The 26,191-nt window shown below is 43.6% G+C and carries 21 protein-coding genes; 15 read left to right on the top strand and 6 right to left on the bottom strand.

Features of this window, described 5'->3' with window-relative positions; all coding sequences use genetic code 11:
- Nucleotides 1-2: 2 nt before the first annotated feature.
- From SY85_RS12080 to SY85_RS12060, 4 genes are all read right to left on the bottom strand, one after another.
- Nucleotides 3-1,214 (bottom strand): PepSY-associated TM helix domain-containing protein, encoded by a 1,212-nt coding sequence (locus tag SY85_RS12080; protein WP_066404807.1) that lies wholly within the window; start codon nucleotides 1,212-1,214, stop codon nucleotides 3-5.
- Between the two features lie 70 nt (nucleotides 1,215-1,284).
- Nucleotides 1,285-3,738, bottom strand: coding sequence for a TonB-dependent receptor (locus SY85_RS12075; RefSeq protein WP_226999073.1), 2,454 nt, complete (start codon nucleotides 3,736-3,738; stop codon nucleotides 1,285-1,287).
- 1,035 nt (nucleotides 3,739-4,773) lie between these two features.
- Nucleotides 4,774-5,421: a GNAT family protein gene (locus SY85_RS12065; protein ID WP_066404803.1), complete on the bottom strand. Its 648-nt coding sequence runs from the start codon at nucleotides 5,419-5,421 to the stop codon at nucleotides 4,774-4,776.
- A 19-nt stretch (nucleotides 5,422-5,440) separates the two neighbouring features.
- Nucleotides 5,441-6,244, bottom strand: coding sequence for a class I SAM-dependent methyltransferase (locus tag SY85_RS12060; protein ID WP_066404801.1), 804 nt, complete (start codon nucleotides 6,242-6,244; stop codon nucleotides 5,441-5,443).
- Between the two features lie 138 nt (nucleotides 6,245-6,382).
- On the opposite strand from SY85_RS12060, the gene SY85_RS12055 reads away from it, so the two are divergent.
- The 7 genes from SY85_RS12055 to SY85_RS12020 all read left to right on the top strand — a co-directional run bounded on the left by SY85_RS12055 (nucleotide 6,383) and on the right by SY85_RS12020 (nucleotide 17,692).
- Nucleotides 6,383-7,426, top strand: a complete 1,044-nt coding sequence (locus SY85_RS12055; protein WP_066404799.1) for an IS110 family RNA-guided transposase — start codon at nucleotides 6,383-6,385, stop codon at nucleotides 7,424-7,426.
- A gap of 718 nt (nucleotides 7,427-8,144) precedes the next feature.
- The gene (locus tag SY85_RS12050) at nucleotides 8,145-9,584 is read left to right on the top strand and encodes a M48 family metalloprotease (protein WP_066404796.1); all 1,440 of its coding nucleotides are present in this window, start codon (nucleotides 8,145-8,147) and stop codon (nucleotides 9,582-9,584) included.
- A 430-nt stretch (nucleotides 9,585-10,014) separates the two neighbouring features.
- Nucleotides 10,015-10,437, top strand: coding sequence for a hypothetical protein (locus SY85_RS12045; RefSeq protein WP_066404794.1), 423 nt, complete (start codon nucleotides 10,015-10,017; stop codon nucleotides 10,435-10,437).
- A gap of 387 nt (nucleotides 10,438-10,824) precedes the next feature.
- Nucleotides 10,825-11,556 carry an acyl-CoA desaturase gene (locus tag SY85_RS12040; RefSeq protein ID WP_066404792.1) on the top strand — a complete coding sequence of 244 codons (732 nt, stop codon included), beginning with the start codon at nucleotides 10,825-10,827 and terminating at the stop codon, nucleotides 11,554-11,556.
- 696 nt (nucleotides 11,557-12,252) lie between these two features.
- Nucleotides 12,253-15,651 carry an isoleucine--tRNA ligase gene (ileS, locus tag SY85_RS12030; RefSeq protein ID WP_066404786.1) on the top strand — a complete coding sequence of 1,133 codons (3,399 nt, stop codon included), beginning with the start codon at nucleotides 12,253-12,255 and terminating at the stop codon, nucleotides 15,649-15,651.
- Nucleotides 15,652-15,656: 5 nt separating this feature from the next.
- The gene (locus SY85_RS25795; RefSeq protein ID WP_082886404.1) at nucleotides 15,657-16,589 is read left to right on the top strand and encodes a TraR/DksA family transcriptional regulator; all 933 of its coding nucleotides are present in this window, start codon (nucleotides 15,657-15,659) and stop codon (nucleotides 16,587-16,589) included.
- A gap of 620 nt (nucleotides 16,590-17,209) precedes the next feature.
- Nucleotides 17,210-17,692, top strand: a complete 483-nt coding sequence (locus tag SY85_RS12020) for a YcxB family protein (protein ID WP_066404784.1) — start codon at nucleotides 17,210-17,212, stop codon at nucleotides 17,690-17,692.
- A 238-nt stretch (nucleotides 17,693-17,930) separates the two neighbouring features.
- Here the strand turns inward: SY85_RS12020 and SY85_RS12015 are convergent, their stop codons facing one another.
- Entirely contained in the window at nucleotides 17,931-18,359 is a 429-nt protein-coding gene (locus SY85_RS12015) for a GNAT family N-acetyltransferase (RefSeq protein WP_066404782.1), read from the bottom strand.
- A gap of 186 nt (nucleotides 18,360-18,545) precedes the next feature.
- Here SY85_RS12015 and SY85_RS12010 point away from each other — a divergent pair, with 186 nt between their 5' ends.
- The 5 genes from SY85_RS12010 (at nucleotide 18,546) to SY85_RS11990 (ending at nucleotide 23,053) form a co-directional block, all read left to right on the top strand.
- Nucleotides 18,546-18,782, top strand: a complete 237-nt coding sequence (locus SY85_RS12010; protein WP_066409674.1) for an acyl carrier protein — start codon at nucleotides 18,546-18,548, stop codon at nucleotides 18,780-18,782.
- 106 nt (nucleotides 18,783-18,888) lie between these two features.
- Nucleotides 18,889-20,139, top strand: a complete 1,251-nt coding sequence (gene fabF, locus SY85_RS12005; protein WP_066404780.1) for a beta-ketoacyl-ACP synthase II — start codon at nucleotides 18,889-18,891, stop codon at nucleotides 20,137-20,139.
- 89 nt (nucleotides 20,140-20,228) lie between these two features.
- Nucleotides 20,229-20,963 (top strand): ribonuclease III, encoded by a 735-nt coding sequence (gene rnc / locus SY85_RS12000; RefSeq protein ID WP_066404775.1) that lies wholly within the window; start codon nucleotides 20,229-20,231, stop codon nucleotides 20,961-20,963.
- A gap of 512 nt (nucleotides 20,964-21,475) precedes the next feature.
- Entirely contained in the window at nucleotides 21,476-22,432 is a 957-nt protein-coding gene (locus tag SY85_RS11995) for a G8 domain-containing protein (RefSeq protein ID WP_158512964.1), read from the top strand.
- Between the two features lie 69 nt (nucleotides 22,433-22,501).
- A complete protein-coding gene (locus SY85_RS11990; protein ID WP_148661170.1) occupies nucleotides 22,502-23,053 on the top strand; it encodes an LIC11966 family surface protein in 552 nt (183 codons plus the stop codon).
- Here SY85_RS11990 and mce read toward each other — a convergent pair.
- Nucleotides 23,050-23,451, bottom strand: coding sequence for a methylmalonyl-CoA epimerase (gene mce, locus SY85_RS11985; RefSeq protein ID WP_066409672.1), 402 nt, complete (start codon nucleotides 23,449-23,451; stop codon nucleotides 23,050-23,052). The genes SY85_RS11990 and mce overlap by 4 nt on opposite strands.
- 504 nt (nucleotides 23,452-23,955) lie before the next feature.
- Here mce and SY85_RS11980 point away from each other — a divergent pair.
- The 3 genes from SY85_RS11980 (at nucleotide 23,956) to SY85_RS11970 (ending at nucleotide 26,179) form a co-directional block, all read left to right on the top strand.
- Nucleotides 23,956-25,128 (top strand): IscS subfamily cysteine desulfurase, encoded by a 1,173-nt coding sequence (locus SY85_RS11980; protein WP_066404769.1) that lies wholly within the window; start codon nucleotides 23,956-23,958, stop codon nucleotides 25,126-25,128.
- A 141-nt stretch (nucleotides 25,129-25,269) separates the two neighbouring features.
- Complete coding sequence (locus SY85_RS11975; protein ID WP_066404767.1) at nucleotides 25,270-25,617, top strand: HesB/IscA family protein; 348 nt, start codon at nucleotides 25,270-25,272, stop codon at nucleotides 25,615-25,617.
- Nucleotides 25,618-25,702: 85 nt separating this feature from the next.
- Nucleotides 25,703-26,179: a helix-turn-helix domain-containing protein gene (locus tag SY85_RS11970; protein ID WP_066404766.1), complete on the top strand. Its 477-nt coding sequence runs from the start codon at nucleotides 25,703-25,705 to the stop codon at nucleotides 26,177-26,179.
- Nucleotides 26,180-26,191 lie beyond the last annotated feature (12 nt).

Below are 26,191 nucleotides of genomic sequence, written 5' to 3'. Positions count from 1 at the left end.
TTTTAGGCAACAGCAGTTTCCTTTTTTGTTGCATGCATAGGTCCACTTTTCTTTTTGCTTTTCTTAGTTCTGTTGATCCACATGATCACACCGGTAATAGGGAAGGTTACACCCATTATACAAACAAGCAGCGCAATGATCTTTGAGGGCGTGCCCCAGATACTACCTGTGTGTACAGGCTTAAAGGTAGAACGCACTCTTGCACCTAAGCTTCTGTTTTCATAGGCTAATTGACCTGCCACTTTTCCAGAGTACTGATCTACATAAACCGCATTGGTAGCGCTTTCATGTACAGCATTGGCAGGCAGGGCCGATACATTAAAGACTTCAGTGGAATCTTTTGGAGCTGAAATAGTGTAAAACTCCGCCCCATTATAAACGGTCTTTGCGCTAGCCAGTGCTGCATCAAAAGAAATACGGTCCGTGTTGGCCGCATATTCCGACTTTGGTGGGGCTGGTGGCTTACTCGATGAGTTGGTCACTTTATATATCCCGTCATTGAACCACTCAAACGACCAGGCAAGTCCCGTAAAGGCAAAGATGAATAAGAAGATGGCGCTGTAAAAACCAAACACCAGGTGAAAGTCGTGGTTGATGCGTTTCCAGCCTGCATCCCATTTTACAGTCAAACGCTGCTTTAATATCTTCTTTGTCTTAGGCCACCAAAGGATAATCCCGGTAATTAAAATGAACAGAAATATAAATGTCGATACACCAACAATGTATTTACCTGCGCTTTTCTCGCCACCTAATAACCAGCGGTGCAAGGCAAATACCTGGTAAAAAGAAGTTTCTTTATAACTATACTTTTCAAGTAAATCGCCTGTATAAGGATTTACAAAAATGGTAAAGCCAGGTTGCCTGCCGGCAGGTGCGGCCGTTTTTTCTTTTCCCTTTGCAGCAGCTGGTAGACCTTCTGCCTTTTTATCCTTTTTAGGCGCTGGCGACACGCTGAATTCAACCGAACGCGTTGGGTCCTCATATACTTTAACGCCGTTGATCTTCATTTCCGGAAAACCTTGTTTTACCACTTTGGATAGCTGGTCCAAAGAAAGGCGTTGACTTCCTTGGGCTACAAAATACCGCTCTTTGTTGAAGGCCATTTGAAGGTCTTTTTCAAAGACCAGTATAGCCCCAGTTAAGCAGCAGGTTAATATAACCAATCCGGCGGCCAGGCTTAAATAAAGGTGAATACGGCGGAAAAATACTTTCATGTATATACGATTTCAAGATGCAAAAAGAGGCAAAACCTTGCGGGCTTTGCCTCTTTGTTTAGTTAATTAATTAAAATTTATAGGAAACGGTACCAACTACTTGTGTTGGAGGAATAGGGTTAATGCTATAGTTCTCGTGAACATAATAGTTGTAAGTGTTGGTTAGGTTAGAAACCTTGGCCAGGATAGAGAACTTCTTGTAGCTGTAGCCCGCAGAGAAGTCCATGGTGGTAAAGCCTTCTACTGGAATCAAACGATTACGATAGGTAATAGTAGATCCATCGATCTTCGTGACATCAGTGTTCCAGCCACCATTACGGTCACCTACATAATAGGCAGATAATCCTAGCTTCAATCCTTTCAGGCTTGATTTCTGGAAAGTATAGAATACGCTACCATTAGCTGTATGGGCTGGCGTATTTACCAGGCGCTCACCTTCTTTATAGTTGCCTACCGCAACCGGTACATCTGTATAGCGCATGTCGTTGTAGCTATAGCCCGCCATAATATCCAAGCCTATCGCAGGGTGTCCTGCAAGGTCTACTTCTACACCTTTGCTGGTAGTTTCACCAACCAACGCTTTTAAGGCAGTATTGCTATTAGGATTGCCGTTTTTATCATTTTGTGCGGTTTGTGCCAGGTTGTTATTCTTTATTTGATAGAGAGTAACATTCGCAGACAGCTTGCCATTGAAGAAATCATTCTTAACACCTAATTCATACTGGTCAATCAAAGATGGATCTAAAACTTGTCCATAGATATCGGTACCCGTGTTCACTGTAAAGGAGTTAGAATAGCTGGCAAATACTGATGTGGCTTCGGTTGGCTTATATACCAATCCAAAACGAGGAGAGAAGGCATCATTGTATTGCGACTTGCCTTTGATCTTCGCATTAGTAGCCAGCGTTGTAGAATCGGGTTGATCGCTATATACCGAAGACCAGCGGATACCAGCTAATATATTGAACTTGCTGGAAAGCTTGATCAGGTCTTGTACGTAAATGCCATTTCTGTCTACAGGCGCTACAACCTTACGGATCTTTTCAGTGGCAGGTATATCGGTACGCGCTGTATACTTCGCTGGATTCAATATGTTGATCTTGTCGTAATTCGTTCCACCTGCAATAGTATAATTATAGTTAGTGGTTACACTACGGTCAGCATCAACACCAGCTAAAAGTGTATGCTCCAGGCTTTTCGTTTTAAACTTACCTGTCAGGTTTGCCTGGCCAGTAAAGTAGTTCTCTTCTGTATTGGTTCTACCAAGCGGGCGCGTCCAATCGCCAATAGCATCTGCTTGTATACGCTCGGTAGAGAAATAGTCTCTATAGTAGTTCTGGTAAGATAAAGAGGTATTGATCTGCCAGTTGTCATTGAAGTAATGCTTTAGCGTAGTAGTAGCAGTAGCTTGTTGCGTTTTAGCATATTGCCAGCTAGTACCTAAGAATGTATTGCGGGGCAGGTCAGGAATAGTTGTGCCTCCTAAAGAACCAATACCAAAATCTGGTGTAAAGTCATGTTTCAAGTAATCGCCTTCTACCACCAGGTCTGTTTTAGTACCTAGTTTAAACAGGAAAGACGGGTTTACATAATAGCGGTCAGAATGCACTACATCGCGGTAGCTATTGGCGCTTTCATACGTACCATTTACACGGAAAGCTACGTTGGAAGAAATCGGTCCATAAATATCAAAAGATGGCTTGTACAGGTCGTAGCTGCCCATGCGCATAGCTACTTCTCCACCAAACTTGAACTTAGGTTCCTTGGTTACCATATTCACAATACCGCCTGGAGATACCTGGCCATAAAGGATAGCGGCGCTTCCTTTCAATACTTCTACACGCTCTAATGAACTCATTTCAGGCATTGTGCCAGAGTTGATACGAGCTCCATTTTTAAACATATTGCTGCTACCAAAGGAGTAACCGCGGGCAGAAAAGTTTTCCTGTGTGCTGGCGCGGGCGGTAGCTAAATAAACGCCATTCACGTTCTTGATCACATCACTCAGGCGCTGCGCTTGTTGATCTCGAATAACTCCTTGACCCAAAACAGCGATGCTTTGCGGCAGATCCATTGGATCGATAGGCGCCTTGCCTATAATAACCGGACGCTGGTTTAGCGACTTGGCGCTGGTAACCACCACGCGAGATAATTGCTTGGCATCTTCAACAAGCGCCAGGCTTATGGTAGTTAATTGATCTTTCTTTACAGAAATTGCTTTTTCCTGCGACTGCAGTCCGATCATCGATACTTCCAGCACATAATTACCTTCTTTAACGCTCTTTAAAATAAAAGCACCGTTTTCGTCAGTTACAGTGTTAATGTTGGTGCCTTTTAAATGCACGGTTACATAAGCCGCTGGCTGATTGTCTGTCGTTGTCAACAAGCCTTGTACAGTACCGGTTGGGGCATCTGGATTGTCAGCAGTATTCGAATAAGTATAGTTGGTAAATTTAAAGTTGTTTTGGCTTGATGCATTTAATGTCAATAAAGCCATTGCTATCAAACAGTACGATCTTCTCACGTTCTAATTTTTTTGCAAAGAGACAACACTCGTATTTCCTATAAATGCCGGATGAGGAAAAATTGCTTACGGTATGCGGAAAGCTTTTTTGCTTTTGTCACGTCTCTGTCAGGTACTTGGTTTTTTTAAGCCTGAGTGCCGGTTTTCCCAATTATGTAATGTGTAAGTTTCAACAAATCCACCCATCATTCATCCTTCCTTGTTCAATATTCTTTCTTCTCAACCTAAATCCGCCATCCTCCATCCCCACTTCATCCATTTCCTCTACTTCTTCCTTCATCATTCCTTGTTCCTTGTTCAATATTCCTTTCCCTCGGCTGTTTAGCTTACAGCTTACAGCTTACAGCTTACAGCTTACAGCTTACAGCTTACAGCTTACAGCTTACAGCTTACAGCTTACAGCTTACAGCTTACAGCTTACAGCTTACAGCTTACAGCTTACAGCTTACAGCTTACAGCTTGCAGCTTGCAGCTCTCTTCTCACTCACCACTCACCACTGTCTTTCCTTCTGTGGACTGTCGTCTGTCGACTGTGGACCATCTCTCGCGGCTGTTTAGCTTGTAGCGTGCAGCGTGCAGCTTGCAGCTTCCCTCTCCCAGTTTCTCCTTCTTCCTTCATCATGCTTGTTCCTTGTTCATTATTCCTCTTCTCCTTTTCTCCTTTCCCTCTTTTCATCTCTTAGCTTCCCTGTCAACCCAAATCAGCCATCCGCCATCCCTACATCAGCCATCCGCCATCCCTACATCCGCCATTTCTCCCTAATCCCTAAATCTCCCCAAATCCCGGTTCAGACAATTTCCCCCTGTCTCCGTGGTTCCTTCCCTTGCGCTCCCAGCGCCTTTGCGTGAAACCAATAAGCGCGAAGCGCTTTCTTTAGAAGACGGGCGTGTCTTGTATGCAGTAATTAATTTGGGCTTGTCGAAACGGTGTGAAGCAGTAATTTTTCTTTGTTGGAACCATTAGCCTATTAAGTAAAGCAACGTGACGGTTCAACGACGCTACGTTTTTTCTTGTTAGTGTTCTACTTTCGATTTTTAGGAAAGCACTTCCAGTTCATGGCGAAGTTTAATTAGGCCGTCCACCTTAGTTTTTATGGCTTCGCTTCCGCAATAGTTGGCCGGGTAACAATCTAAAAGCAAGGAGTTGATTTCCCTCAACCTGTTCTGGTTATTCGCATCCAGGATCATGGGGGTAACCTCCATGCCGTCTTTGTGTGTAAAAGGTATTCCGTAAGGCAAGAAACCCAGCTTGAAATAAAGCCGTTCTAACGATAGTACGCCGTCTATTATCAGAATAGAAATGCCATTATCAAATGCCGTTTTTACCACGCTTTTTACTAATAATTTAAAGGCATTCGTTCTTCGATAAGAAGGGTGTAATAGTAGTCTTGATGCAATGCCTACTTGATGAGCAAAGGCATGTTGACTAAAATAGTCTAAGCAGTGATAGGGGTAGCCAGAAAGGTCCTGAAGATCTGTTAAGCGGTTAACCCTGCAGGAGCCAATTCCTTCATCAGCATCTATATGGGCAAATAATAATCCAGTATCATCCAGTGGCTCTTTAACGAGTTTATTCGAATGATCGGCATACGTTGGTTGTTTATGTTGCTCTGTTACAAGTATGTTATACCGAAGTTTATAAATATGCTGACGTAGCTGGGATTGGTGTTGATCTACTAACATAGTTGGATTTTCAGTGTGATTAGTTTTGATCGTTACAGGCAGATATACAGGATACACCCATTAGCCCGAAATAAGGCTCGCTGGCATTTAGAATAGATTCCTTTATGCTGTGGTATAATTCCAGTCCATGTATGTCGCTATAAGCATAGTTTGCTCTAAAGGAAATGGCAACTTCTAGGAACAGCTTCATGCCTGCAATGTCAGAGGAGAATGGAACAATTTCAAGTTGGGGAGTTCCTAGTCCAGCATTACGTAAAAGGTTGGGTAAGGCTTTTGCTATCAGGCGGTTGCCTCCTTGTTTTTGCTGATAATCAATACTGGCATTTACCAAACGATCAAATGCAGGAAGACTAGGTTCTAAAAAGAGCCATTCATCATTAACATCGATTATGCAAATTCTTCCACCTGGTTTTAAGTATTGTTTTAGATGTAATAGCGCCGTTAATGGATCTTTTAGATGCTGAAACAAAAGGCGCGCATAGATAAAGTCATACTGCTTTTCAGGCGTATACTCTAAAATGGCACTACAGTGATATCTTAGGTTGGGCGAGAGAAACGTTTGCTGCGCCTCTTGAACAAACGCGGCATTGATATCCACACCGTCAATCTGGCCACTGGTCAGGTAGCCAGAAACCAGGTGCGCCAGAAAACCTTGCCCACAGCCTATGTCTAAAACGTCATGATGCTCTTTTAAACCATGTCTTATTAAGATGTCAAGTTCAACCTGGTGAAGAAATGTGGCTTGTATGGTCAGACGTTTGCTTTCTTCCTCAAAGTCTACAAAGACGTTTTTTTGATAGGAGTTTTCCTGGATTGTTTTCATATATGAACAGGAAATTAGCTGAATAACGAAGCCTCATATTCGGATTTCGAATGAAGTGTCGAATATTGATTATTTGTATATATAGCATTCATGTAAATGGGATAGCTTACCGGTCCTAAACACTAAAGGAGGTAAGTTATGCAACAGCTTTTTATTGGTTTAGATGTCCACAAAAAAACGTGGGCGGTTACTATCCAGGAAGAACACCTTGTTGTCAAACGCTTCACTATGGAAGCCAATGCAGCCATCTTAGTGAACTATATTCAAAAGCATTTTCCCCATCACCAGGTACAGTGCTGTTATGAGAGCTGCTGCTGCGGCTACCACATCTACCACTCCCTGACGGCTGCGGGTTGGCAGGTGCTGGTGGTCAACCCCGGTGATATTGCCCGTGGCCATAAACTTGCCGTTTGTAAAACCGATAAGATTGACAGCACCCACCTGGCCCAGGAACTGGCGGCGGGACGACTCACCGGCATTTATATTCCATCGCACGAACAAGAACAGTTCCGTAGCCTTTTTCGCCGGCGTAATGACCTGGTTAAAAATATCCGGCGTATTAAGTGCAGCATTAAAAGCATGCTCTTGTACTATGGCATTGTACTGCCTAAAAAATACGACACCATCACCTGGAGTAAAGAGATGCTCCAGTGGCTGGGGCAGCAGCATTGGTCTTACACACCAGCTACCACAGCCATGCACAGCCGATTAGCAGAACTGGAATTTTTGAAAACCCAGTTCCTACAGGTCTCCAAGGAGTTGCGCATCTATACCCGCAAAAACCACCGCCAGGATTATTACCTGTTGCGCTCGCTACCGGGTGTGGGCCCCCTAACCGCCATCGGGGTCTTGGCTGAAGTGGGCGACATCCGCCGCTTTAAAGGCATCGACCGCTTAAGTGCCTATGTGGGGTTAGTACCTGCCGTACACAGCTCCGGTGGACGCACCTATACCAAGGGACTAACCCGGCGTAGTAAAGCCCTGTTGAGAAGCTATTTGGTAGAGGCGGCCTGGGTGGCATGCAAAAAAGATCCGGTCTTAATGCAGTACTACCAGGAGCGCAAAGGTGGTGATCATAAAAAGCTGATCGTCAAGCTGGCTGCCAAGACCCTCAGCCGGATGTACCATGTGATCAAAACAGGAGAACCCTACCAATTGGAAAAAGTAAAAGCCCTGGCCTAACAGAGGCCTGTATCTTATTACCGTTCTGATCTTTTAACACAATGCAGAAAAGGCATTTAAAAATAAAAAGTGGCGACTGTAAAACACGCTATGCAGCTCCCTGTGCTTAGTATAGGCCGAAGACTGCTGTCGTATAGCATACAGCGCCACTTCCTTTGCCTGTAATAAATGCTTGCAGCGGACACAAGGACTCCGACTGCTGATAGGATGCCAAGACAAAGGTAATAAGGTGAAAAAAGACAACCCGACCGCGCAGCTGGCGTAAGGCTTTTTTTAGTAATCAAAAGGGAAACGGATTAAAGGATTTAGTCAGCTGGCAGGGCCCCTATTGTGCTTTAGAATACAGCGGCGGCGGCCCTACCAACTTACCGCTTATACTACACTTTGAAAACCAACGTATCTTTATCAGCAACCAGCTATCCCTATTACATAGGATGAGCGTGTTATACAGGATTGCGGAGAATTGGAGTAGTGTATCAATTATCGTTTGTGCGTTTCTGTAAAAGCTGCTATTAAACGAAATGATAAATGAAGTAGTAACATGTCTTGCATTCAATGGTATCTGGGCGCTTTATGGTAGTTAAATCCTCTGTTTTAGTTTATCCGTAGCGTATGAATAAAAGATGTAGTTGAATACTGGCATTGCTGTTGTATATATAGGCAAAGCAAGATCTTTACTTTTGCAGCCGAAAGTATTAGTCTAAAACCTAGAATAAACATGAAGAAGATTTTTTTGATCAGTAGTTTAACAGCCACGGTTTTGTTTTTTAGCGAATGTGCCAAAAACCCCGTTACGGGAAAGAGTCAAGTGGCGCTTATTTCAGAGAAACAGGAAATTGCAATGGGTAAAGAAGCCGACCCTCAAATTATTGCCGAATACGGATTATATGAAGATGCTAACCTTCAAGCCTTTATAAACCAGAAAGGCAAAGAAATGGCAGCCATATCACACCGTCCTAATCTGGATTACCAGTTTCGTATTGTTAACTCCAATATATTGAACGCCTTTGCAGTACCAGGCGGCTACGTGTACTTTACCCGTGGTATTATGGCACACTTTAACAGCGAAGCCGAATTCGCGGGTGTGCTAGGTCACGAGATCGGCCACATCACTGCCCGCCACTCGGTATCACAGCAAAGCAAGGCCATCCTGGGGCAAATAGGTTTGATAGGTGCCATGGTGGTTAGCCCACAGTTTGCTCAATTTGGTCAAGAGGCTTCACAAGGTTTAAGCCTGCTATTTTTAAAGTTTGGCCGCGATGCTGAGCGCCAGTCAGACGATTTGGGTGTTGAATACTCTTCTAAAATTGGATATGACGCACAGCAAATGGCCGACTTCTTCACTGTACTGCAACGCGAGGGTGAGCAATCGGGTAATGCTGAGCTGCCTACGTTTTTATCTACCCACCCCAATCCCGGCGACCGCCATATAGCTGTGGCTAAAAAAGCAACGGAGTGGAAGCAGAAGCTGAATCTTACCAGCCCTAAGATCAATCGCAACGAATACCTCCACCGCATTGAAGGACTGGTGTATGGCGATGATCCACGCGAAGGTTATTTGGAAAATAATGTGTTTTATCATCCGGTATTGAAGTTCCAGTTCAACGTTCCGGCCAACTGGAATTACCAGAATACGCCACAAAAGGTAAACATGGCCCCTAAAGATGGAAAGGCGTTGATGTTTATGACATTAGCACAAGGCACATCTTTACAGCAGGCGGCTAATACAGCTATGCAGCAATATCAACTTACAGCTACTGGCTCTAGAGAAACAACCGTAAATGGACTGCCGGCCCTGATGGTAGAAGCCAACCAGCAACAACAAGGTGGGGTAGTGAATACCTTATCATATTTCATCCAGTATAATAATGCTATTTATCAAATTACAGGGGTAACCAGCCAAGCCGATTATTCATCATATGCCAATACGTTTAACAATGTAATGCAAAGCTTTAGACAGGTAACCGACCAGGCCAAGCTGAATAAGCAACCAGAACGCATTCGTATTAAAACAGTAGGCCAAACCGCTACCTTACAACAAGTGTTACGTGGTTTCAATATGGCGGATAATCGAATGAATGAATTGGCACTCCTGAATGGCATGCTGCTGACCGATCAAGTACAGAAGGGAACCCTGATCAAAGTTTTAGGGCAATAGTCCTCATCATAACTACTAAAAAAGCAGTTCTTGCGTAACGTAAGAACTGCTTTTTTAGTATGTAGCAAAGCGGTTTTGTAATCAATGTGTCATCCTGTTAGTGGGTTTAACGGCACTGGCTTTGATCGTTGATCAAAGATTTGTTTAAGTGTTCAAATTCTAATTCTGACGCATCATATTAGGTATAATTTTTGTCTTATTTATGTAAATTGGTTTCCCTTTATTTTGTTCTATTTGAATGAATTATCTAGTAACTTAGTATTGACTCGGGAGACCTCTTTTTTTTACCCCTCATGAAAGCTCCTAACATCGTTTGATGGCTCGTACTCTTGAAATTGGGAAGTAATTGTTTACAAGATTGTTGTGTCAGCCTATTGCAAGCTCGTAGCGTGTATTTGTTATAACGTGCGCACCTTTAAAACGAAGCAATATGAAAAATGAACACACCCCCTTCTTCGGAAGCCTGTTCGGCACTAAAAGTCAGCCAGCAGAAACAGATCAGCCCAAGCAAGTGGTTGTAACTTCCTATTCACAACCACATGTGCTGCAGCAACGCATGCGCGAAGAACGTTTGTCACATGGAGAAACTGTAACAGCTAACATTGCTCCCGTTCGTTTGGAAACAGAACGCGGAAAAATGGTAATGTACTTTTGCCCCATGAAGTCCATCGAAGTGCTGAACACAATAGCATCAGGAGATGGCGGAACATTGCCAGCACAGGTAATTGTAGAAGGACTTACTGTTCCTGAAAACCTGAAGCCAGGTATGTACAAGTTGAAAAATGTTACTCTTTCTTCTAATGGTACCATGCAAGTAAAAGCTACTGCTGATACACTTTGGGAAATGGCCTGATCAACCTGAACCTGCACAATAGGTTTTCCGATGGAATGACTGCATGTCCTCCTGAAAATCGGTTAACGAAACACCGCTTACCATAAAATGGCAGGCCGTGTTTCGTTTTATTTTACGCTCCTTTCTTCATTACATCTGGCTCCGTATCTTCTTTCCCGCTAAGTATTTCACTTGTCAAGGGTTCATTCTGTTTAGCAAAGAATATAAGCGCATAGGCCACTTGGTTTACTTTATATAATGATGGCTATTACTCACACAAACGCCTGTTCAGGTAACCGTTTCCATCTTGACCCCCCCTAGGTGTTTCTCATAGATTTATGTATTGTAATTTTTCTGTAACCCTATTTTCTAGCACCTTTGCGGCCCTTTTATTATAAACACCGCATCATGCTTTGGATTATTGTTTTGTTTTTTGTGTTGCATTGGTACCTGTCCTTATTTGCACAAACCTTCTTTTTACATAGATACTCAGCTCATAAAGCTTTTACAATGAGTAGGGGCTGGGAACGTTTCTTTTTCATTTTCTGTTACATTACGCAAGGTTCATCTTATTTAAGTCCCTGGGCGTATGGCATCATGCACCGCATCCACCACGCCTATACCGATACAGAAGATGATCCGCATTCACCTTCATTCGATAAGAACTTAATGGCCATGATGTGGCGTACTAAAAAAATGTATGCAGGTATTCTGCAAAAGCAAATACCAGTAGAAGAGAAGTTTACCAAGAACGTACCCGACTGGCGCTGGTTCGACCTTATGGCCAACAGCGGTCTGTCACGCCTTTTGTGGATTGGCGTATACGTATGGTTCTATATTGTCTTTGCACCTTCTTTATGGTTTCTTTTGTTAATTCCTATTCATGCAGCTATGGGGCCTATTCATGGAGTGGTCATCAACTGGTTTGCCCATAAATATGGTGAGGTGAACCATGAACAGGACAATACATCTAAAAACCTCTTCAAGGTAGACTGGCTGATGTTCGGCGAAGGTTATCACAATAACCATCATAAATACCCTTCCCGCACCAACTTTGCCACCCACAAAGGCGAGTTTGATTTCTGTTACCCCATCATTTTGCTGCTGAGTAAGCTAAAAGTGATACAGATGGCCAAATAGGCAACGCTGGCGCGCACGCCCCCAACCCCTGAAGGGGAGGACGCCCGCACAGGTGTCCCGCAGATGGCGCCGATCGGCGCAGAAGGGGAACCACAGAGACAGGGGGGAACAGGGAGAGACACAGAGAATTGAAAGAAAGAATCGAATTATAAGAAAAGCACTCCACTTAAGGGGTGTTTTTTTATTTACTGCCTCCATTAATAATCAATCATTATTCATTACTAATCATTGATTATTAATTATTGAGCGTTGAGCATTGAACATTCCTTCTTTCTTCCTTTCGCATTTCGGATTTCCCTTTTTGAACATTTCCTCCCTTCTTCCTTCATCATTCCTTGTTCCTTGTTCATTATTCCCTTCCTTGTCAACTTATCAACTTGTTAACCTGTCAACCCTTCTCTTTTCCTCTTTCTGCTCTTTTATCTCTTAGCTTCCTTCTCAACTTCTCAACCCGTCAACCCAAATCCGCCATCCGCCATCCTCACATCAGCCATTTCTCCTTAATCCCTAAATCTCCCCAAATCCCGGTTCAGACAATTCCCTCCGTGTCCCTCCCTGCCCCCGTGTCCCTGTGGTTCCTCCCTCTCCGCGCCAAAGGCGCACCCAGCGTTCTCAGCGCTCTGCGTGAAACCTGTCAAACGCGCCCTCCTTTGTTTTTTCGTACCTTTGCCAACATTTTTTACCAAGAAGCACATTATGGCTGTTCGTTATAAAGAATTTAAACACCTTAACCTGCCTTCCATCGAGAAGGAGATCCTGAACAAATGGAAACAAGAGCAGGCTTTTGAAAAAAGTATCGAGTTAAGAGAAGGTGCTACACCCTTTGTATTCTACGAGGGTCCACCTAGTGCCAATGGTATGCCCGGTATTCACCACGTGATTTCCCGCACCCTGAAAGATCTGGTTTGTCGCTACAAAACCATGAAGGGCTTTAAAGTGCAGCGTAAGGGCGGCTGGGATACCCATGGTTTGCCGGTAGAGCTGGGCGTAGAAAAAGAACTGGGCATTACAAAAGAAGATATTGGTAAAAAGATCTCTGTTGCCGAGTATAACCAAAAATGCCGTGAAGCAGTATTACGCTATAAAGACAAGTGGGACGACCTGACCACCAAAATGGGCTACTGGGTTGACCTGCAAAATCCTTATATCACCTTCACCAATGAATATATAGAAAGCTTGTGGTGGTGCTTGAAAGAGCTCTACAGAAAAGGATTATTATATAAGAGTGTGTCTATCCAGCCCTATTCACCAGCGGCAGGTACCGGTTTAAGCTCTCACGAGCTGAACCAACCAGGCACTTACCGTAATGTGAAGGACACAAGTATTACCACGCTGTTTAAGCTGAAGCAGTCGCCCAAAGCACAGTTCCTGTTCGATGCTGCAAACCAGACATCCTCACATCAGCCATCAGACATTTTTGTCCTGGCTTGGACAACTACTCCTTGGACCCTGCCTTCCAACCTGGGATTAACAGTAGGGCCTAACATTGATTATGTATTGGTAAAAACCTTCAATCCTTATACACACGTTCCTCAAAACGTGATCATAGCTAAAGATCTTATTGGAAAATACCTGAAACCTGAAGGAGAGAATGGTGATTTCGATGGGTATGTAGCGCAGCACTTCCTCCCTGCCGGGGAGGGCCGGGGTGGGGCCGTTCTGCCTTGGAAGATCATTGCTGAGTTTAAAGGCAAGGACTTAGAGAACATAGAGTACGAGCCATTGCTTCCTTACGAGGCCAACTCTTTAGAAGCAGTGCATGCAGTTACTCCCGATGCTAAACCGTGGCGCATTCTGTTAGGTGACTTTGTTACAACAGAAGACGGAACCGGTGTGGTACATACCGCTCCAGCCTTTGGTGCAGATGACTATAAAGTTGGGAAGAAGTATAACATTGGTATCCTGACCCTCGTAGACCGTGAAGGAAAGTTTGTGAACGGTCTGGGTGAGTTTAGCAACCGCTTTATAAAAGATTATAAGAGCGCGCCGGATTATGTAGATGTAAACGTAGACATCTCTGTAAAACTGAAAAAAGAAGACCGCGCCTTTAAAGTAGAAAAATACGAACACAGCTATCCACACTGCTGGCGTACCGATAAGCCGGTAGTATACTATCCGCTGGATGCTTGGTTTATTAAAACCACTGCCCTGCGCGATAGAATGGTAGAGCTGAATAAAACCATCAACTGGAAACCTGCAGCTACCGGTACTGGCCGCTTCGGTAACTGGCTGGAGAATATGGTGGACTGGAACCTGAGCCGCAGTCGCTACTGGGGTACACCATTGCCTATCTGGCGTACAGAAGATGGAACAGAAGAAAAATGTATTGGTTCTATTGAAGAACTAAATACCGAGATCCGGAAGGCTAATGAAGTGTTGGGGGGCGATGTAAACACGCACTACCTGCACGATGGTATCCTGGATCTGCACAAACCTTATGTAGATGAGGTGATCCTGGTGTCTGAAAGCGGTAAGCCTATGCGCCGTGAGCCAGACCTGATCGACGTGTGGTTTGATAGTGGTGCTATGCCGTATGCACAGTGGCATTATCCTTTTGAGAATAGGGAAACGTTTAAGGAAAACTTCCCGGCCGACTTTATTGCAGAGGGCGTTGACCAAACACGCGGTTGGTTCTATACCCTGCATGCTTTGGGGGTAATGCTGTTTGATAGAGTGGCTTATAAAACCGTAGTTTCCAATGGTTTAGTATTGGATAAGAACGGGAACAAAATGAGTAAGCGCCTGGGCAATGTGGTAGATCCATTCAAAACTATTGAAGACTTTGGTGCCGATGCTACTCGCTGGTACCTGATCACCAATGCGTCGCCTTGGGATAACCTGAAGTTTGATTTAGAAGGAATTAAGGAAGTGCAACGCAAATTCTTTGGTACCTTATATAATACATACCAGTTCTTTGGGCTGTATGCGAATGTAGATGGTTTTACCTTCCAGGAAGAGTATATCCCCGTAGCAGAGCGTCCGGAGATTGACCGCTGGATTCTTTCTTCACTGCAAACACTGGTGAAAAAGGTAAACGCAGCGTTTGATGAGTATGAGCCTACCCAAGCAGGTCGCCTGATTGAAGATTTTGTGGATGAGCATTTAAGTAACTGGTATGTACGCTTGTGCCGCCGCCGTTTCTGGAAAGGGGAGTATGAGGTGGATAAAATAGCCGCTTACCAAACCCTGTACGAATGTTTAGAAACAGTGACCATGTTGATGGCGCCGATTTCTCCATTCTTTAGTGATGAGCTGTTCCGAAACCTGAATGCCGCTACTGGCAGACATAAAGAAGCTTCTGTTCACCATGCAGCCTTTCCTGTGGCCAATGAATCTTTGATAGATGCAGCCTTGGAAGAGCGGATGCAGCTGGCGCAGGATGCCTCTTCTTTGGTACTGTCATTGCGGAAAAAAGCCAATATCAAGGTGCGTCAGCCACTGCAAAAAGTGCTGATCCCCGTATTGAACCCGGCCATGGAACAACAATTGCAGAAGATAGAAGATCTGGTGAAGGCGGAAGTGAACATAAAAGAAGTGGAATATTTGATCGACACGGAAGGATTTATTAAAAAGAAGATCAAACCCAATTTTCAGGCGCTGGGTAAGAAGTTAGGGGCAAAAATGAAAGCGGTTTCCACAGCTCTGAATAACTTTAGTCAACATGATATTTCGCTATTTGAAAAAGAAGGGCGATATTCAATCCCTGTTGACGGAGAAGAGTATATTGAGTTGATGTTGAGCGAAGTAGAAATCACCAGCGAGGATATTCCGGGCTGGTCGGTAGCTTCCAAGGGCCCGTTAACCGTTGCCTTAGATATTAATGTTACTCCAGAGTTAGTTCAGGAAGGTGATGCTAGAGAGTTTGTCAACCGTATCCAGAAAATAAGAAAGGATAGTGGATTTGATGTAACCGATCGCATAGATGTAAAAGTGACAGCTTCTAACGGCATAAAAGAATCATTGGCGAAGTATAATAATTATATTTGCTCGGAAATTCTGGCAGATTCACTAGAATTCCAAACTGAACTAAACGATGGCCTTGAGATAGAAATTAATGACAATCCATTGAAGGTTATCGTAACTAAAAAGGGATAAACCGTATGGCAACCAAAAAATCCGCAACAAAGAAGCCAGCAGCTAAGCCGGCTAAAAGCGCAAAACCCGCTGTAAAGGCAGCGGTAGCTAAAAAAGCAGTTGCACCTAAGAATACAAAAACAGCAGTTAAAGCCGCGCCAGCTAAAAAAGTAGCTGCCAAGAAAGCAGCCCCTGCTAAAAAAGCGGCCCCTGCTAAGAAGGTAGCAGTTGCTCCTAAAAAAGCAGCTCCTGCCAAAAAAGTAGAGCCCATAAAGAAAGCGGCCCCGGTTGCCACAAAGTCGGCTCCTGTCGCCAAGAAAGCTGCTCCCGAAAAAGTAGCAGTAAAGCCAGCTCCAGCCCCTGTAAAGAAAACCGCAGAGCCTGCCGTAAAGCAGCCTGTTGCTGTAAAGCCGGTTCAGGAAGTAAAATCCACAGTAAAGGCGCCTGTTAAAGCAGCGCCTGCTAAGAAAGAACCCGCTAAACCAGTTGTTATTCCTAAGACATCTACTACTAAATCTGTAAAGTATGAACCGGATTTTACAAAGTCAGTATTAGACATTCGTAACCAAACACAAGAACATACAGGACCTACCATGCGTTATTCAGATGCAGAGCTAGCAGAGTTCAGAGATTTAATTAATCGTAAGTTGGATACCGCCAAGAAAGAATTGGCCTATTTGCAGGGATTAATTACACGTAAAGATGAGAGCGGAGACATTGAAGATGGACGTTACATGACCATGGAAGATGGAAGCATGAGCATGGAACGCGAACAATTGAGCCAGATGGCCAGCCGCCAAATTCAGTTTATTGATCACTTGGAAAAAGCAATCATGCGCATAGAAAATAAAACATATGGTGTATGCCGCGTTACAGGTAAGCTGATTGATAAGGCTCGTCTGCGTGCTGTACCGCATGCTACCTTAAGCATTGAAGCTAAACAAATGATGAATAAATAAGCGAAAACGTATTATCTCTATAAAGCCCTGCAGCCTGCAGGGCTTTTTTTTATATCATAGATTTGGGGATTAAGGATTTGATATTTGGAGTTTGAGATTTGAAATTGTTTCTGATTACAGTGTCTTCATCCAGTTAATTGGGTGTTTGTTCTTGCTGTACCATTCCAAGTATTTGAATATTTAGTCTCTATAAGTTGCTTTTCCTCATAACATAGAAACAGCCTTTGCCAAACCCGTAAACTCAGCCAGCCACACACCCCGACCTATAAAAGGGAGAAGGCTGGGCGCGTGAAACGTCAAACGTGAAAGGTGAATCCGGCAGTACGAGTTTTCTTCAATTATCAATAACTATTCATTACTGATCATTGCTTATTGAGCGTTGAGCATTGAACATTTCCTCCCTTCTTCCTTCATCATTCCATGTTCCTTGTTCATTATTCCCTTCCTTGTCAACTTATCAACTTGTTAACCTGTCAACCCAAATCAGCCGTCCGCCATCCCTACATCCGCCATTTCCTCTGTGTGCCTCCCCTTTAGTGGCCAGGTCTTATTGGAGTGATTGCGCAAAAATAGTTGAAACAGAATGTGTGTAAAATGTAGGCTAACTGTACCTTCATCCCATGACCGTTAATTTTTCGTACGATAAAAGACAGGTATTGCAAGCGTTGCGCTTCCACTTTCTGTCGCGGCCCGAGATTCGGGTCATGATCATACTGGTAAATGTCTTTGCCTTGTTTTCTGCCGCTTTGTTCTATTTCAAAAAAGTAACACCGCTGGCTTTTTTGATAGGATCATTATTGTGGATCTTTATTATGATCTCTATCTGGTTTGTTCTTCCAGGAGCTGTATACCGGAGGGCTGCCACTTTCCGGGATCATTTTACTATGGAGTTTGAAAATGATTTCTTTTCCTTAGGCAATGAACGTGGTTCCCGCTCCTGGCAGTGGTCGTCGCTGACAAAGTTTATTGAAACACCCAATTTCTTTCACTTATACTTTGATCCACGCTCTTTCTTTTTAGTACCTAAGAGCAGTTTTGGTAGCAGCGATGCCATTTTTGAGATACGGCAGCTGTTTAAAGAAAAGATTCAGAAGAAGGCATGATGGGAGTGAGTGGTAAGTTCCGTGAACCGTGAACGCAGCAAGTAGAGGGATGAGGAAGTGAGCTGAGTGCTGAAAAACGAATAATGACAGATTATTGAAAATCATTGATAAAGAAAGGGGGACGCTAATTAGCGTCCCCCTTTCTTTATTGTTGTTTATAATCAGGAATGATTAAAATTCAATTATAATTTCCTCATAATCTCTTACAATCCTATATCCTATAAATCCTGGTTCTGTTCTATAGTTGTTTTTCCATCACGTAGTGAGGGATAGTGATTTCTTGAAACTCTTCGCCTACTTTCTTATATCCCATTTTTTCATAAAAGCCTAAGGCGTTCTTTCGGGCATGCATGGTAATTCTTCTGAAACCGCGGTCCCGCGCCAGGTTTTCCGCAAAGGTCATTAGGGCGCTCCCAATGCCTTTTCCCTGTAAGTCGTTCATTACGGCCATCTGGCGGAGACGTACAGTTTGCGGGTCTTCCTCTACCAGCATACAGCAGCCTAGCATACGATCGTCTTCATAAGCGGCTACTAATAAATTATCTTTTTCTGATTCTAATTCTTCTTCTGTAAAATGTAATCCAAGGGGTTTCCGCAGGATGTCGTCGCGCAGTTGCACCATCTTACGATATTCCTGGCTTCCGTGATCAATGATTTTCAATGCCATAGCTCCTGTTTGGGTGCCTCAATTTACAAATATCTGCGCATACGGCAAATCTGGAATGGTTACAGTTTGCATTTTAAAAAAGAAGTAAATACTTTGGCGAGCAGAACAACTATTACGGAAGAATGTGAGTTATATCAAAAACCTATATTTTTGCACCACTATAATCATAACCAAACTTTTTACAACATGTCAGACATTGCAGCAAGAGTAAAAAAGATCATAGTTGACAAACTAGGCGTTGACGAAGGAGAAGTAACTAACGAGGCTTCTTTTACAAATGATCTGGGAGCCGATTCTCTTGACACCGTAGAGCTTATTATGGAATTCGAGAAGGAATTCAATATTTCTATTCCAGATGAGCAGGCTGAAACAATTACTACCGTAGGTCAGGCTGTGTCTTACCTGGAAGAACATGCCAAGTAATTAAAAACTACTTTCCGATAATCGGAATTAACTTTACCCGCCTTCTCGGCTGTGATTGCAGCAGTGAAGGCGGTTTTCTCTTACACAAAATTTTACAGCAGGCTGTATGCAGTTTAAAAGGATCGTTGTAACAGGAATGGGATGTTTGACACCGTTGGGTAATTCCATTACCGAGTATTGGAATAATTTGCGTAATGGTGTTAGTGGGGCTGATTTCATTACACAGTTCGACGCCTCCAAGTTCAAAACCCGATTTGCCTGTGAGATCAAGAACTTTGATCCAACGCATTATCTCGATAAAAAGGAAGCGCGTAAACTGGACCGCTTTACCCAAACGGCTCTCGTTGCCTCTGATTTTGCTGTACAAGATGCAGGAATTGATAAGGACAATGTAAACCCAGATCGCGTGGGTGTGGTCTTTGCTTCCGGTATTGGAGGCTTGATTACCTTCCAGGAAGAAGTAATGAATTTTGCAAAAGGCGATGGAACGCCTCGTTTCAACCCTTTCTTTATCCCTAAAATGATTTCTGATATTGCCGCAGGTCATATTTCTATGCGACATGGTTTCAGAGGCCCAAACTTCTCAGTTGTAAGCGCTTGCGCTTCCAGCTCGAATGCTATGATGGAGGCCTTGAACCTGATTCGTTTAGGAAAATCAGATATTATTATTACGGGTGGTGCGGAAAGTGTTATCTCTGAAGCGGGCGTAGGTGGCTTTAATGCCATGAAGGCCCTGAGCGAGCGTAACGATGATCCTAAAACCGCTAGCCGTCCTTACGACAAAGACCGTGATGGCTTTGTAATGGGTGAAGGCGCCGGTGTATTAGTATTTGAAGAACTGGAGCATGCCTTGGCCCGTGGCGCTAAGATCTATTGCGAAGTAGCTGGTGCCGGTGCAACAGCTGATGCACACCATATTACAGCCCCTCATCCGGAAGGACTGGGTGCTAAAAATGTAATGATCCAGGCTTTGGACGATGCAGGTATGCAGCCAACTGAAATAGATTACATAAATACACACGGTACTTCTACACCATTAGGTGATATTGCCGAAGTAAAAGCTATTCAAGCCGTATTTGGTGAACATGCCTACAACCTTAACATCAGCTCTACCAAGTCTATGACAGGTCACTGTCTGGGTGCTGCCGGTGTTATAGAAGCTATAGCATGTATCATGAGCGTGCAAAATGATATTGTGCCGCCAACGATTAACCACTTTACTGACGATCCTGAATTAGATCCACGTCTGAACTTCACTTTTGGTGAAGCGCAAAAGCGCGTGGTAAATGCAGCCTTAAGTAATACATTTGGTTTTGGTGGACATAATGCCTGTGTGATCTTTAAGAAGTATCAATAAAAGTCTTCTGGAAATGCATTAGAAAAAAGTCGTAGCTTCCTTCGGGTAATTGTTACGACTTTTTATTTTTTTGACTATCAAATTCGGTTGTGGATTTCTGGAACCCCTTTAAGAAACATTCTGGGTCAACTTTCAAGAAGCAATTGAAAGGTGTATTAGGGTATACCCCTGGCGAAGCGGCGCTTTATAAAACGGCATTGACCCATCGTTCAATTAAAGAAACCAGCGATGAAAACAACGAGCGCTTAGAGTACCTGGGTGATGCTATTTTGAGCGCCTTGGTAGCCGAATACTTATTCAAGCGTTATCCTTATAGAGAAGAAGGTTTTTTAACCGAAATGCGCAGCAAGATGGTAAACCGTCAGCAGCTGAATGAAATTGCGGTGAAAATGGGGTTGAAAAAAATTACCCTGTACAATAAAGCCGACGCATCTTTAAAAACCAGCCAGATTTTTGGTAACACCTTGGAAGCCTTAGTAGGCGCTGTTTACCTGGATAAAGGCTATAAAAAAACGGCTCGCTGGGTTACCGAACGCATTATCATTCCTCACATGTATATGGATGATCTTGAAATCCTGGAGATCAACCATAAGAACAAACTGTATGGGTGGGCCAACAAAAACGGTAAACAACTAGAGTTTGAAACCGTCAATGAACAGTTGGAAAATGGCCGCCGCCTCTTTACAATAGCCGCTGTTATTAACGGAAAGATCATTGCAGAAGGAAAGGCCTTTAATAAAAAAGATGCCTCTCAGATTGCTGCCCAATTGGCCGTAGAGAAAATGGGCATTGCCAATGCCGACTCTCCCGGTATTCAGGAATAAACGTACATCTCCATTCCCCCTTTTTAAGTTTCTGCTCTATTCAGGAAGAACGTTTTCTGTTTATACGTTTCGCTTTACCTCTTCAGGGAGATTATGCTGTTGTGACTTTTATCCGCATAGCCCTACTTGTTTATTTTCACTTTTTTTCTAAGTAAGTCTAAGTCATAGGCTATAAAACCTAAGCGTTTCATTTAGGTATAAAGGACTAAGTAAGTAAGAGTAAAACTTAGTGTGTGCCCAATTGTTGTATATATAGCGCAACTATGCAAAAAGTTGAGTAGTGGCCGCGGTCTAAGTGAAATGTGGTACTAAATAGTAGTGCAAAACATAATAACTAACTACAATCTATCTGCGAAAATCCTCAATTGATCCGTGTTTCCAATAGTATTTTGTTTATATATAATTCCTCCGCTATCTTTGCGCTCGCTAAATAAAGCAGTAAGAAAAATCCCTTAGAAAACAGTAGTCGCTTTATTTAGTTGGATAAATTAAAAAAATAAATGATCCGTGCCATGAGGAAGTTATTAGCCTTACTGCTGATAGTTAGTAGTTTCTCTGCTGCTGCAACCCCTATTAAATCCAAAATCAAAAAAGGAATGTGGTCGGATAATTCTACATGGGATCTGACCAGGTCGCCTAACCCTGGCGACACAGTTATTATCAAGGCATATGACACCGTTCTTGTTGACAGAAATCTGTCTGTGAGCAATATCCACATTCAAGTTCAAGGGGCATTGCAATTCACTGGTGGTGGTGCAAAATTGGTTCTCGATGCGGTCAGCACTGTTGAAGTAATGGCTGGTGGTACAATTTCTTCTGATAAAAACGCTTCTCAAATTATTAGCATTGGTGGCGCTTTGAAATACCCTGGCAATGGAGTAGTCATAAGCGGTCCGGCCATTGCCAATAGTGCAACCACTGGATTTTTAATACCTGTCGTTTTACCCGTTAAATACCTTGGTTTTAGCGCTGTACGCAAAAGCACAGATGTATTTGTGCAATGGGCTACTTCGCAAGAGTCCGGCGCTGATTATTATGAAATAGAGCGTAGTGAAGATGGTTCAAACTGGAAAGCTATTGGTAGGGTAAGCGCAACAGGAACTTCAAATAACACTTCTAATTATTCCTATACCGACAAAAACGCAAGTTCTAAAACTGTCTACTACCGTATTAAGCAAGTAGATCTGAATGAGCGTTATGAGTACACTTCGGTAAGAATTGTAAAAGCAGATGGCAATAATATCGTAGACGCTACAGCCGTTCGTGGAAACATTGTTCTGCAATTTGCTAAACAAGTGCAAGGGCAGGTAGAGGTTAGGCTGGTATCTTTTAATGGTACTGTAGTAAGCCGCCAACAGATTAATAGGCCTGTTGGACAGCTGATTATTCCTGCTACTGTAAAAGGAAATTATATTCTAACAGTCTCTGATCAACAAGATATACAAGTAAATAAGCAGATCCTATTGTAGTCCTAGTGAAACTGCCATAATAAAAACCTCCAGTATGAACTGGAGGTTTTTATTTATATTGGTAGTACCATGCGAAAATACATACTACCCCTTTTAACCATTCTCTTGATTGCAGCTGCCTGTAATACCGCACCAAAAGCTACTGGCAGAAATGGTATTCAGTTTAAAACGCCTACGGAATACAATGACTATATTATTACCCGCCAGCAAGAGGTGGCAAGGCTTATTGATCAATTTACGGCTGCGTCAGCTTTTGATGAAGACTCTGCACAGGCTGTTTTGCAAAAGAGTAGTCGTATAACAGGTGAGTACCTGACTGATTTATCGGCCATGAGTGATTATAAGGGCGATACTGCGTTTCGCAATGCAGCGGTGAATAATTTTACTTTCTATAAGCGCATATTTGATAACGAGTATAAGACCCTGCTGGTCATCAATTCAAAAGGTAATAAAGTTAGTGCAGCAGATGCTCAACGGGCAATAGCAATAACGCAATCCTTAACGGCAGAGGAAGCAGAGCTGGATAAGCATTTCACAAATGCACAACACAACTTTGCGCAGAAAAACAAGTTAAGTCTTGAATCGGCAATACCTGCCAAGCCAAATGCTTCCAAAGATTAGGGTTGCTCTTGGCAAAGCTCAATCAAAACACCATTGGTTCCCTTAGGGTGAAGGAAGCAAACGAGTTTATTGTCAGCTCCTTTTTTGGGTGTTTCGTTTAACAGCGTAAAGCCTTCGCTTTGTAAGCGCTTCATTTCGGCATAGATATCGGCAACATCAAAAGCAATATGATGCAGGCCTTCGCCCTTTTTTTCAATAAACTTAGCTATCACACCATCGGGTGAACTGCTTTCAACCAGTTCGATCTTTGTTTCTCCTGTTTGGAAAAAGGCGGTTGTTACCTTTTCGCTTTCTACGGCTTCTGTTTTGTAGCAAGGTGTGTTTAAAAGCTTTTCAAAAAGAGGAACGGAGTCTGTTAAAGACTTTACTGCAATACCGATATGTTCTACTTTACGCATAAGGTGCAATTGTACGAAAAGATTGACCGCAGATGAACAGGATTTAGAAAGGATTAGCAGGATTTCTTTGATTTGATAGTTGAGGTTTGAAATTGTTATCGCAAACGGAAAAAGGAGAAGAATTTCAAGATTTCTGATTTCAAATTTCAGGTCGCAAGTTTCTGGTTTCAGGTTTAACCTTTTGGGCTCAACCAGCCTGCTATTCCTAACGCGGCTGGCTTCTGTCATCCTGAACGCATTGAAGGATCTCAGAGACTTCGTTTATAGTACAAACGGCTTGGGCAATGCCTCTTGCTGTCACCCTGAACTCGTTTCAGGGTCTGCTCTCACTTTAATTAAAGCCTAAACCGCAAGGGAACTCTTACACTTTAGGCTAAAATAATCCCACTAATCCTTGAATCCGCGGTCCTATCCATCTGTGGTCCATGCAAAACATAAATTGTTATAGTATCCTTGAGAACCCAGGGTTGGGGTTAAATTTGTATTGTATTACCGGACGTCTTTATGTTAAAACTTCCTATTTACCTGGACTATAATGCTACTACGCCCTGCGACCTTAGGGTGGTAGAAGCGATGCTGCCCTATTTTACGGAACATTTTGGCAATGCGGCTAGCCGCAGTCATCCGTTTGGGTGGCATGCCGAGGAAGCCGTTGAATATGCGCGAGAGCAGGTAGCCCGGCTTATAGGAGCAGAGCCTAAAGAAATTGTTTTTACATCGGGGGCAACAGAGGCTGATAACCTGGCTTTAAAGGGTGTTTATGACACCTATGCCACCAAAGGAAACCATATTATTACCTGCCAGATTGAGCATAAAGCAGTTTTGGATACCTGTAAGCATTTGGAGAAGGAAGGTGCTGAAGTAACGTATCTGCCGGTAAGCGCCGAAGGGCTGATCGACCTGGAAGCCTTGGAGGCCGCCATTCAGCCCAATACAATTCTGATTGCTATAATGTATGCCAATAACGAGCTGGGTACGGTGATGCCCATACAGGAGGTTGGCGCTATTGCCCGGAAACACGGGGTTTTATTTTTTACAGATGCCGCCCAGGCTGTGGGAAAGATTCCAGTGGATGTAAACAGTGATAACATAGATCTATTAACGCTAAGTGCTCATAAAATGTATGGGCCTAAAGGTATAGGTGCTATATATGTACGTCGGAAAGGGCCACGTGTAAAGCTGGCGGCTCAAATAGACGGCGGCGGACATGAAAGAGGTATGCGTAGCGGTACGTTGAATGTGCCAGGTATAGTGGGACTGGGTAAGGCGGCAGAACTGTGCCTGCAGGAAATGACTTCCGATGCCCAGCGATTGAGCATTATGCGCGATCGATTGGAGGGGGCGCTATTAGGAATGGGTGATGTGGCAGTAAATGGTAGTCGTGCCCACCGCTTACCTCATGTAACCAATTTGTCATTTAAAGACGCAGAAGCCAATGGATTGATGATGGAGCTAAATAAGGAGATAGCTTTGTCTTCTGGTTCAGCTTGTACCTCGGCTACCTTGGAGCCTTCTTATGTGTTAAAGGCGTTGGGACTGCCGGATGAACTGGCACACAGTTCGTTACGATTTGGATTAGGAAGGAATACAACTGAAGAAGAGATTGATTATGTGATTGAGCGGGTAACGAGGGCAGTGAAGGAGGTGAGAGCTAGAGTTATTAGGATGGAGGAGTAATAATTACTAATTAATAATTATTGATTAGTGGCGGAGTAGAATAGGAAAGCATTTTGAAGTAAATTGTAATAAATAAAAAAAGGCCGGTGAAAGTAGCGAGTAGCTGAAGATGGCAGCGGTCTTACAAACAACAATACCTATATGTTAGCAACAGATAATGCAGTTACAGTAAGTGAAAAAGCCCGCGAAAGGGTAATTCAATTGATGCAGGAAAATGGTCACTCCCTTGAAACGCACTTTTTAAGAGTTAGCGTTGTGGGTGGCGGCTGCTCCGGCTTGAGCTATAAAATGGACTTTGATAGCGAGTTAAAACCAACCGACCAGGTGTTTGAACACAATGGTGTAAAGGTGGTAACAGATCTGAAAAGCTTTTTATACCTGGTGAATACCGAGTTGGACTTTTCCGATGGCTTGAACGGTAAGGGCTTCCATTTTAATAACCCCAATGCCAGTAGAACTTGCGCATGTGGGGAAAGCTTCGCGGTGTAGAGCGGCCCTCCTAAATCCTCCCGATACATTCGAGCCATAGGTGGTTATAGTTGTTAGCTTTGTGTTTTGAAAATTGTTTTCCCCGATGCGATTAAAGAGTGATGCAGCTATTGAGTTCCGCTTTGAACTGATAGCCAAACTTTCCGGTGAGGGCAAAACGCAGACAGCGATTGCCCAACTACTGCAGTGCAGCCAGGCCTGGGTGAGTAAGTTTCTAAAACGCTACCGCCAGGCAGGCACAGCGGCGGTAAAGGTCCGGCCGGCAAGCGGCGGTAAAGCGGCCTATCTCCGGCAAGAGCAGTTTGAACGGCTCAAAGGGATGCTTTTACAAGGAGCTTTGCACCACCGCTTTCCCACCGATAACTGGACCCGGGAAAGGATAGCCGCTCTTATCCAGGAGCAGTTTTCAGTACACTACCATCCTTCTCACGTCTCCAAACTAATGCGAAAGCTGGGCTTCACCCTTCAAAAGCCCCGGCGAAGAAGCTTTAAAAAAGACCAGGAGGCGGTCAGGAAGTGGTACCAGGACACCCTGCCTGCTTTGAAAAAAAAAGGCCCGTGAAGAAGACTACCT

Origin of the sequence: Flavisolibacter tropicus, assembly GCF_001644645.1 — a bacterium.
GTDB classification, from domain to species: Bacteria; Bacteroidota; Bacteroidia; order Chitinophagales; family Chitinophagaceae; genus Flavisolibacter; species Flavisolibacter tropicus.
This window is presented reverse-complemented; position numbering and strand designations above follow the sequence as displayed.

Coding starts and splice junctions, on each gene's coding strand:
- SY85_RS12010 (WP_066409674.1), top strand. CDS start 18,546: ATGTCAGACATTGCAGCAAGAGTAAAAAAGATCATAGTTGACAAACTA.
- SY85_RS12060 (WP_066404801.1), bottom strand. CDS start 6,244: ATGAAAACAATCCAGGAAAACTCCTATCAAAAAAACGTCTTTGTAGAC.
- SY85_RS11975 (WP_066404767.1), top strand. CDS start 25,270: ATGTTAGCAACAGATAATGCAGTTACAGTAAGTGAAAAAGCCCGCGAA.
- SY85_RS12020 (WP_066404784.1), top strand. CDS start 17,210: ATGACCGTTAATTTTTCGTACGATAAAAGACAGGTATTGCAAGCGTTG.
- SY85_RS12050 (WP_066404796.1), top strand. CDS start 8,145: ATGAAGAAGATTTTTTTGATCAGTAGTTTAACAGCCACGGTTTTGTTT.
- SY85_RS11995 (WP_158512964.1), top strand. CDS start 21,476: ATGAGGAAGTTATTAGCCTTACTGCTGATAGTTAGTAGTTTCTCTGCT.
- SY85_RS12080 (WP_066404807.1), bottom strand. CDS start 1,214: ATGAAAGTATTTTTCCGCCGTATTCACCTTTATTTAAGCCTGGCCGCC.
- SY85_RS25795 (WP_082886404.1), top strand. CDS start 15,657: ATGGCAACCAAAAAATCCGCAACAAAGAAGCCAGCAGCTAAGCCGGCT.
- SY85_RS12040 (WP_066404792.1), top strand. CDS start 10,825: ATGCTTTGGATTATTGTTTTGTTTTTTGTGTTGCATTGGTACCTGTCC.
- mce (WP_066409672.1), bottom strand. CDS start 23,451: ATGCGTAAAGTAGAACATATCGGTATTGCAGTAAAGTCTTTAACAGAC.
- SY85_RS11980 (WP_066404769.1), top strand. CDS start 23,956: ATGTTAAAACTTCCTATTTACCTGGACTATAATGCTACTACGCCCTGC.
- SY85_RS11990 (WP_148661170.1), top strand. CDS start 22,502: ATGCGAAAATACATACTACCCCTTTTAACCATTCTCTTGATTGCAGCT.
- SY85_RS12065 (WP_066404803.1), bottom strand. CDS start 5,421: ATGTTAGTAGATCAACACCAATCCCAGCTACGTCAGCATATTTATAAA.
- fabF (WP_066404780.1), top strand. CDS start 18,889: ATGCAGTTTAAAAGGATCGTTGTAACAGGAATGGGATGTTTGACACCG.
- ileS (WP_066404786.1), top strand. CDS start 12,253: ATGGCTGTTCGTTATAAAGAATTTAAACACCTTAACCTGCCTTCCATC.
- SY85_RS12055 (WP_066404799.1), top strand. CDS start 6,383: ATGCAACAGCTTTTTATTGGTTTAGATGTCCACAAAAAAACGTGGGCG.
- SY85_RS12015 (WP_066404782.1), bottom strand. CDS start 18,359: ATGGCATTGAAAATCATTGATCACGGAAGCCAGGAATATCGTAAGATG.
- SY85_RS11970 (WP_066404766.1), top strand. CDS start 25,703: ATGCGATTAAAGAGTGATGCAGCTATTGAGTTCCGCTTTGAACTGATA.
- SY85_RS12045 (WP_066404794.1), top strand. CDS start 10,015: ATGAAAAATGAACACACCCCCTTCTTCGGAAGCCTGTTCGGCACTAAA.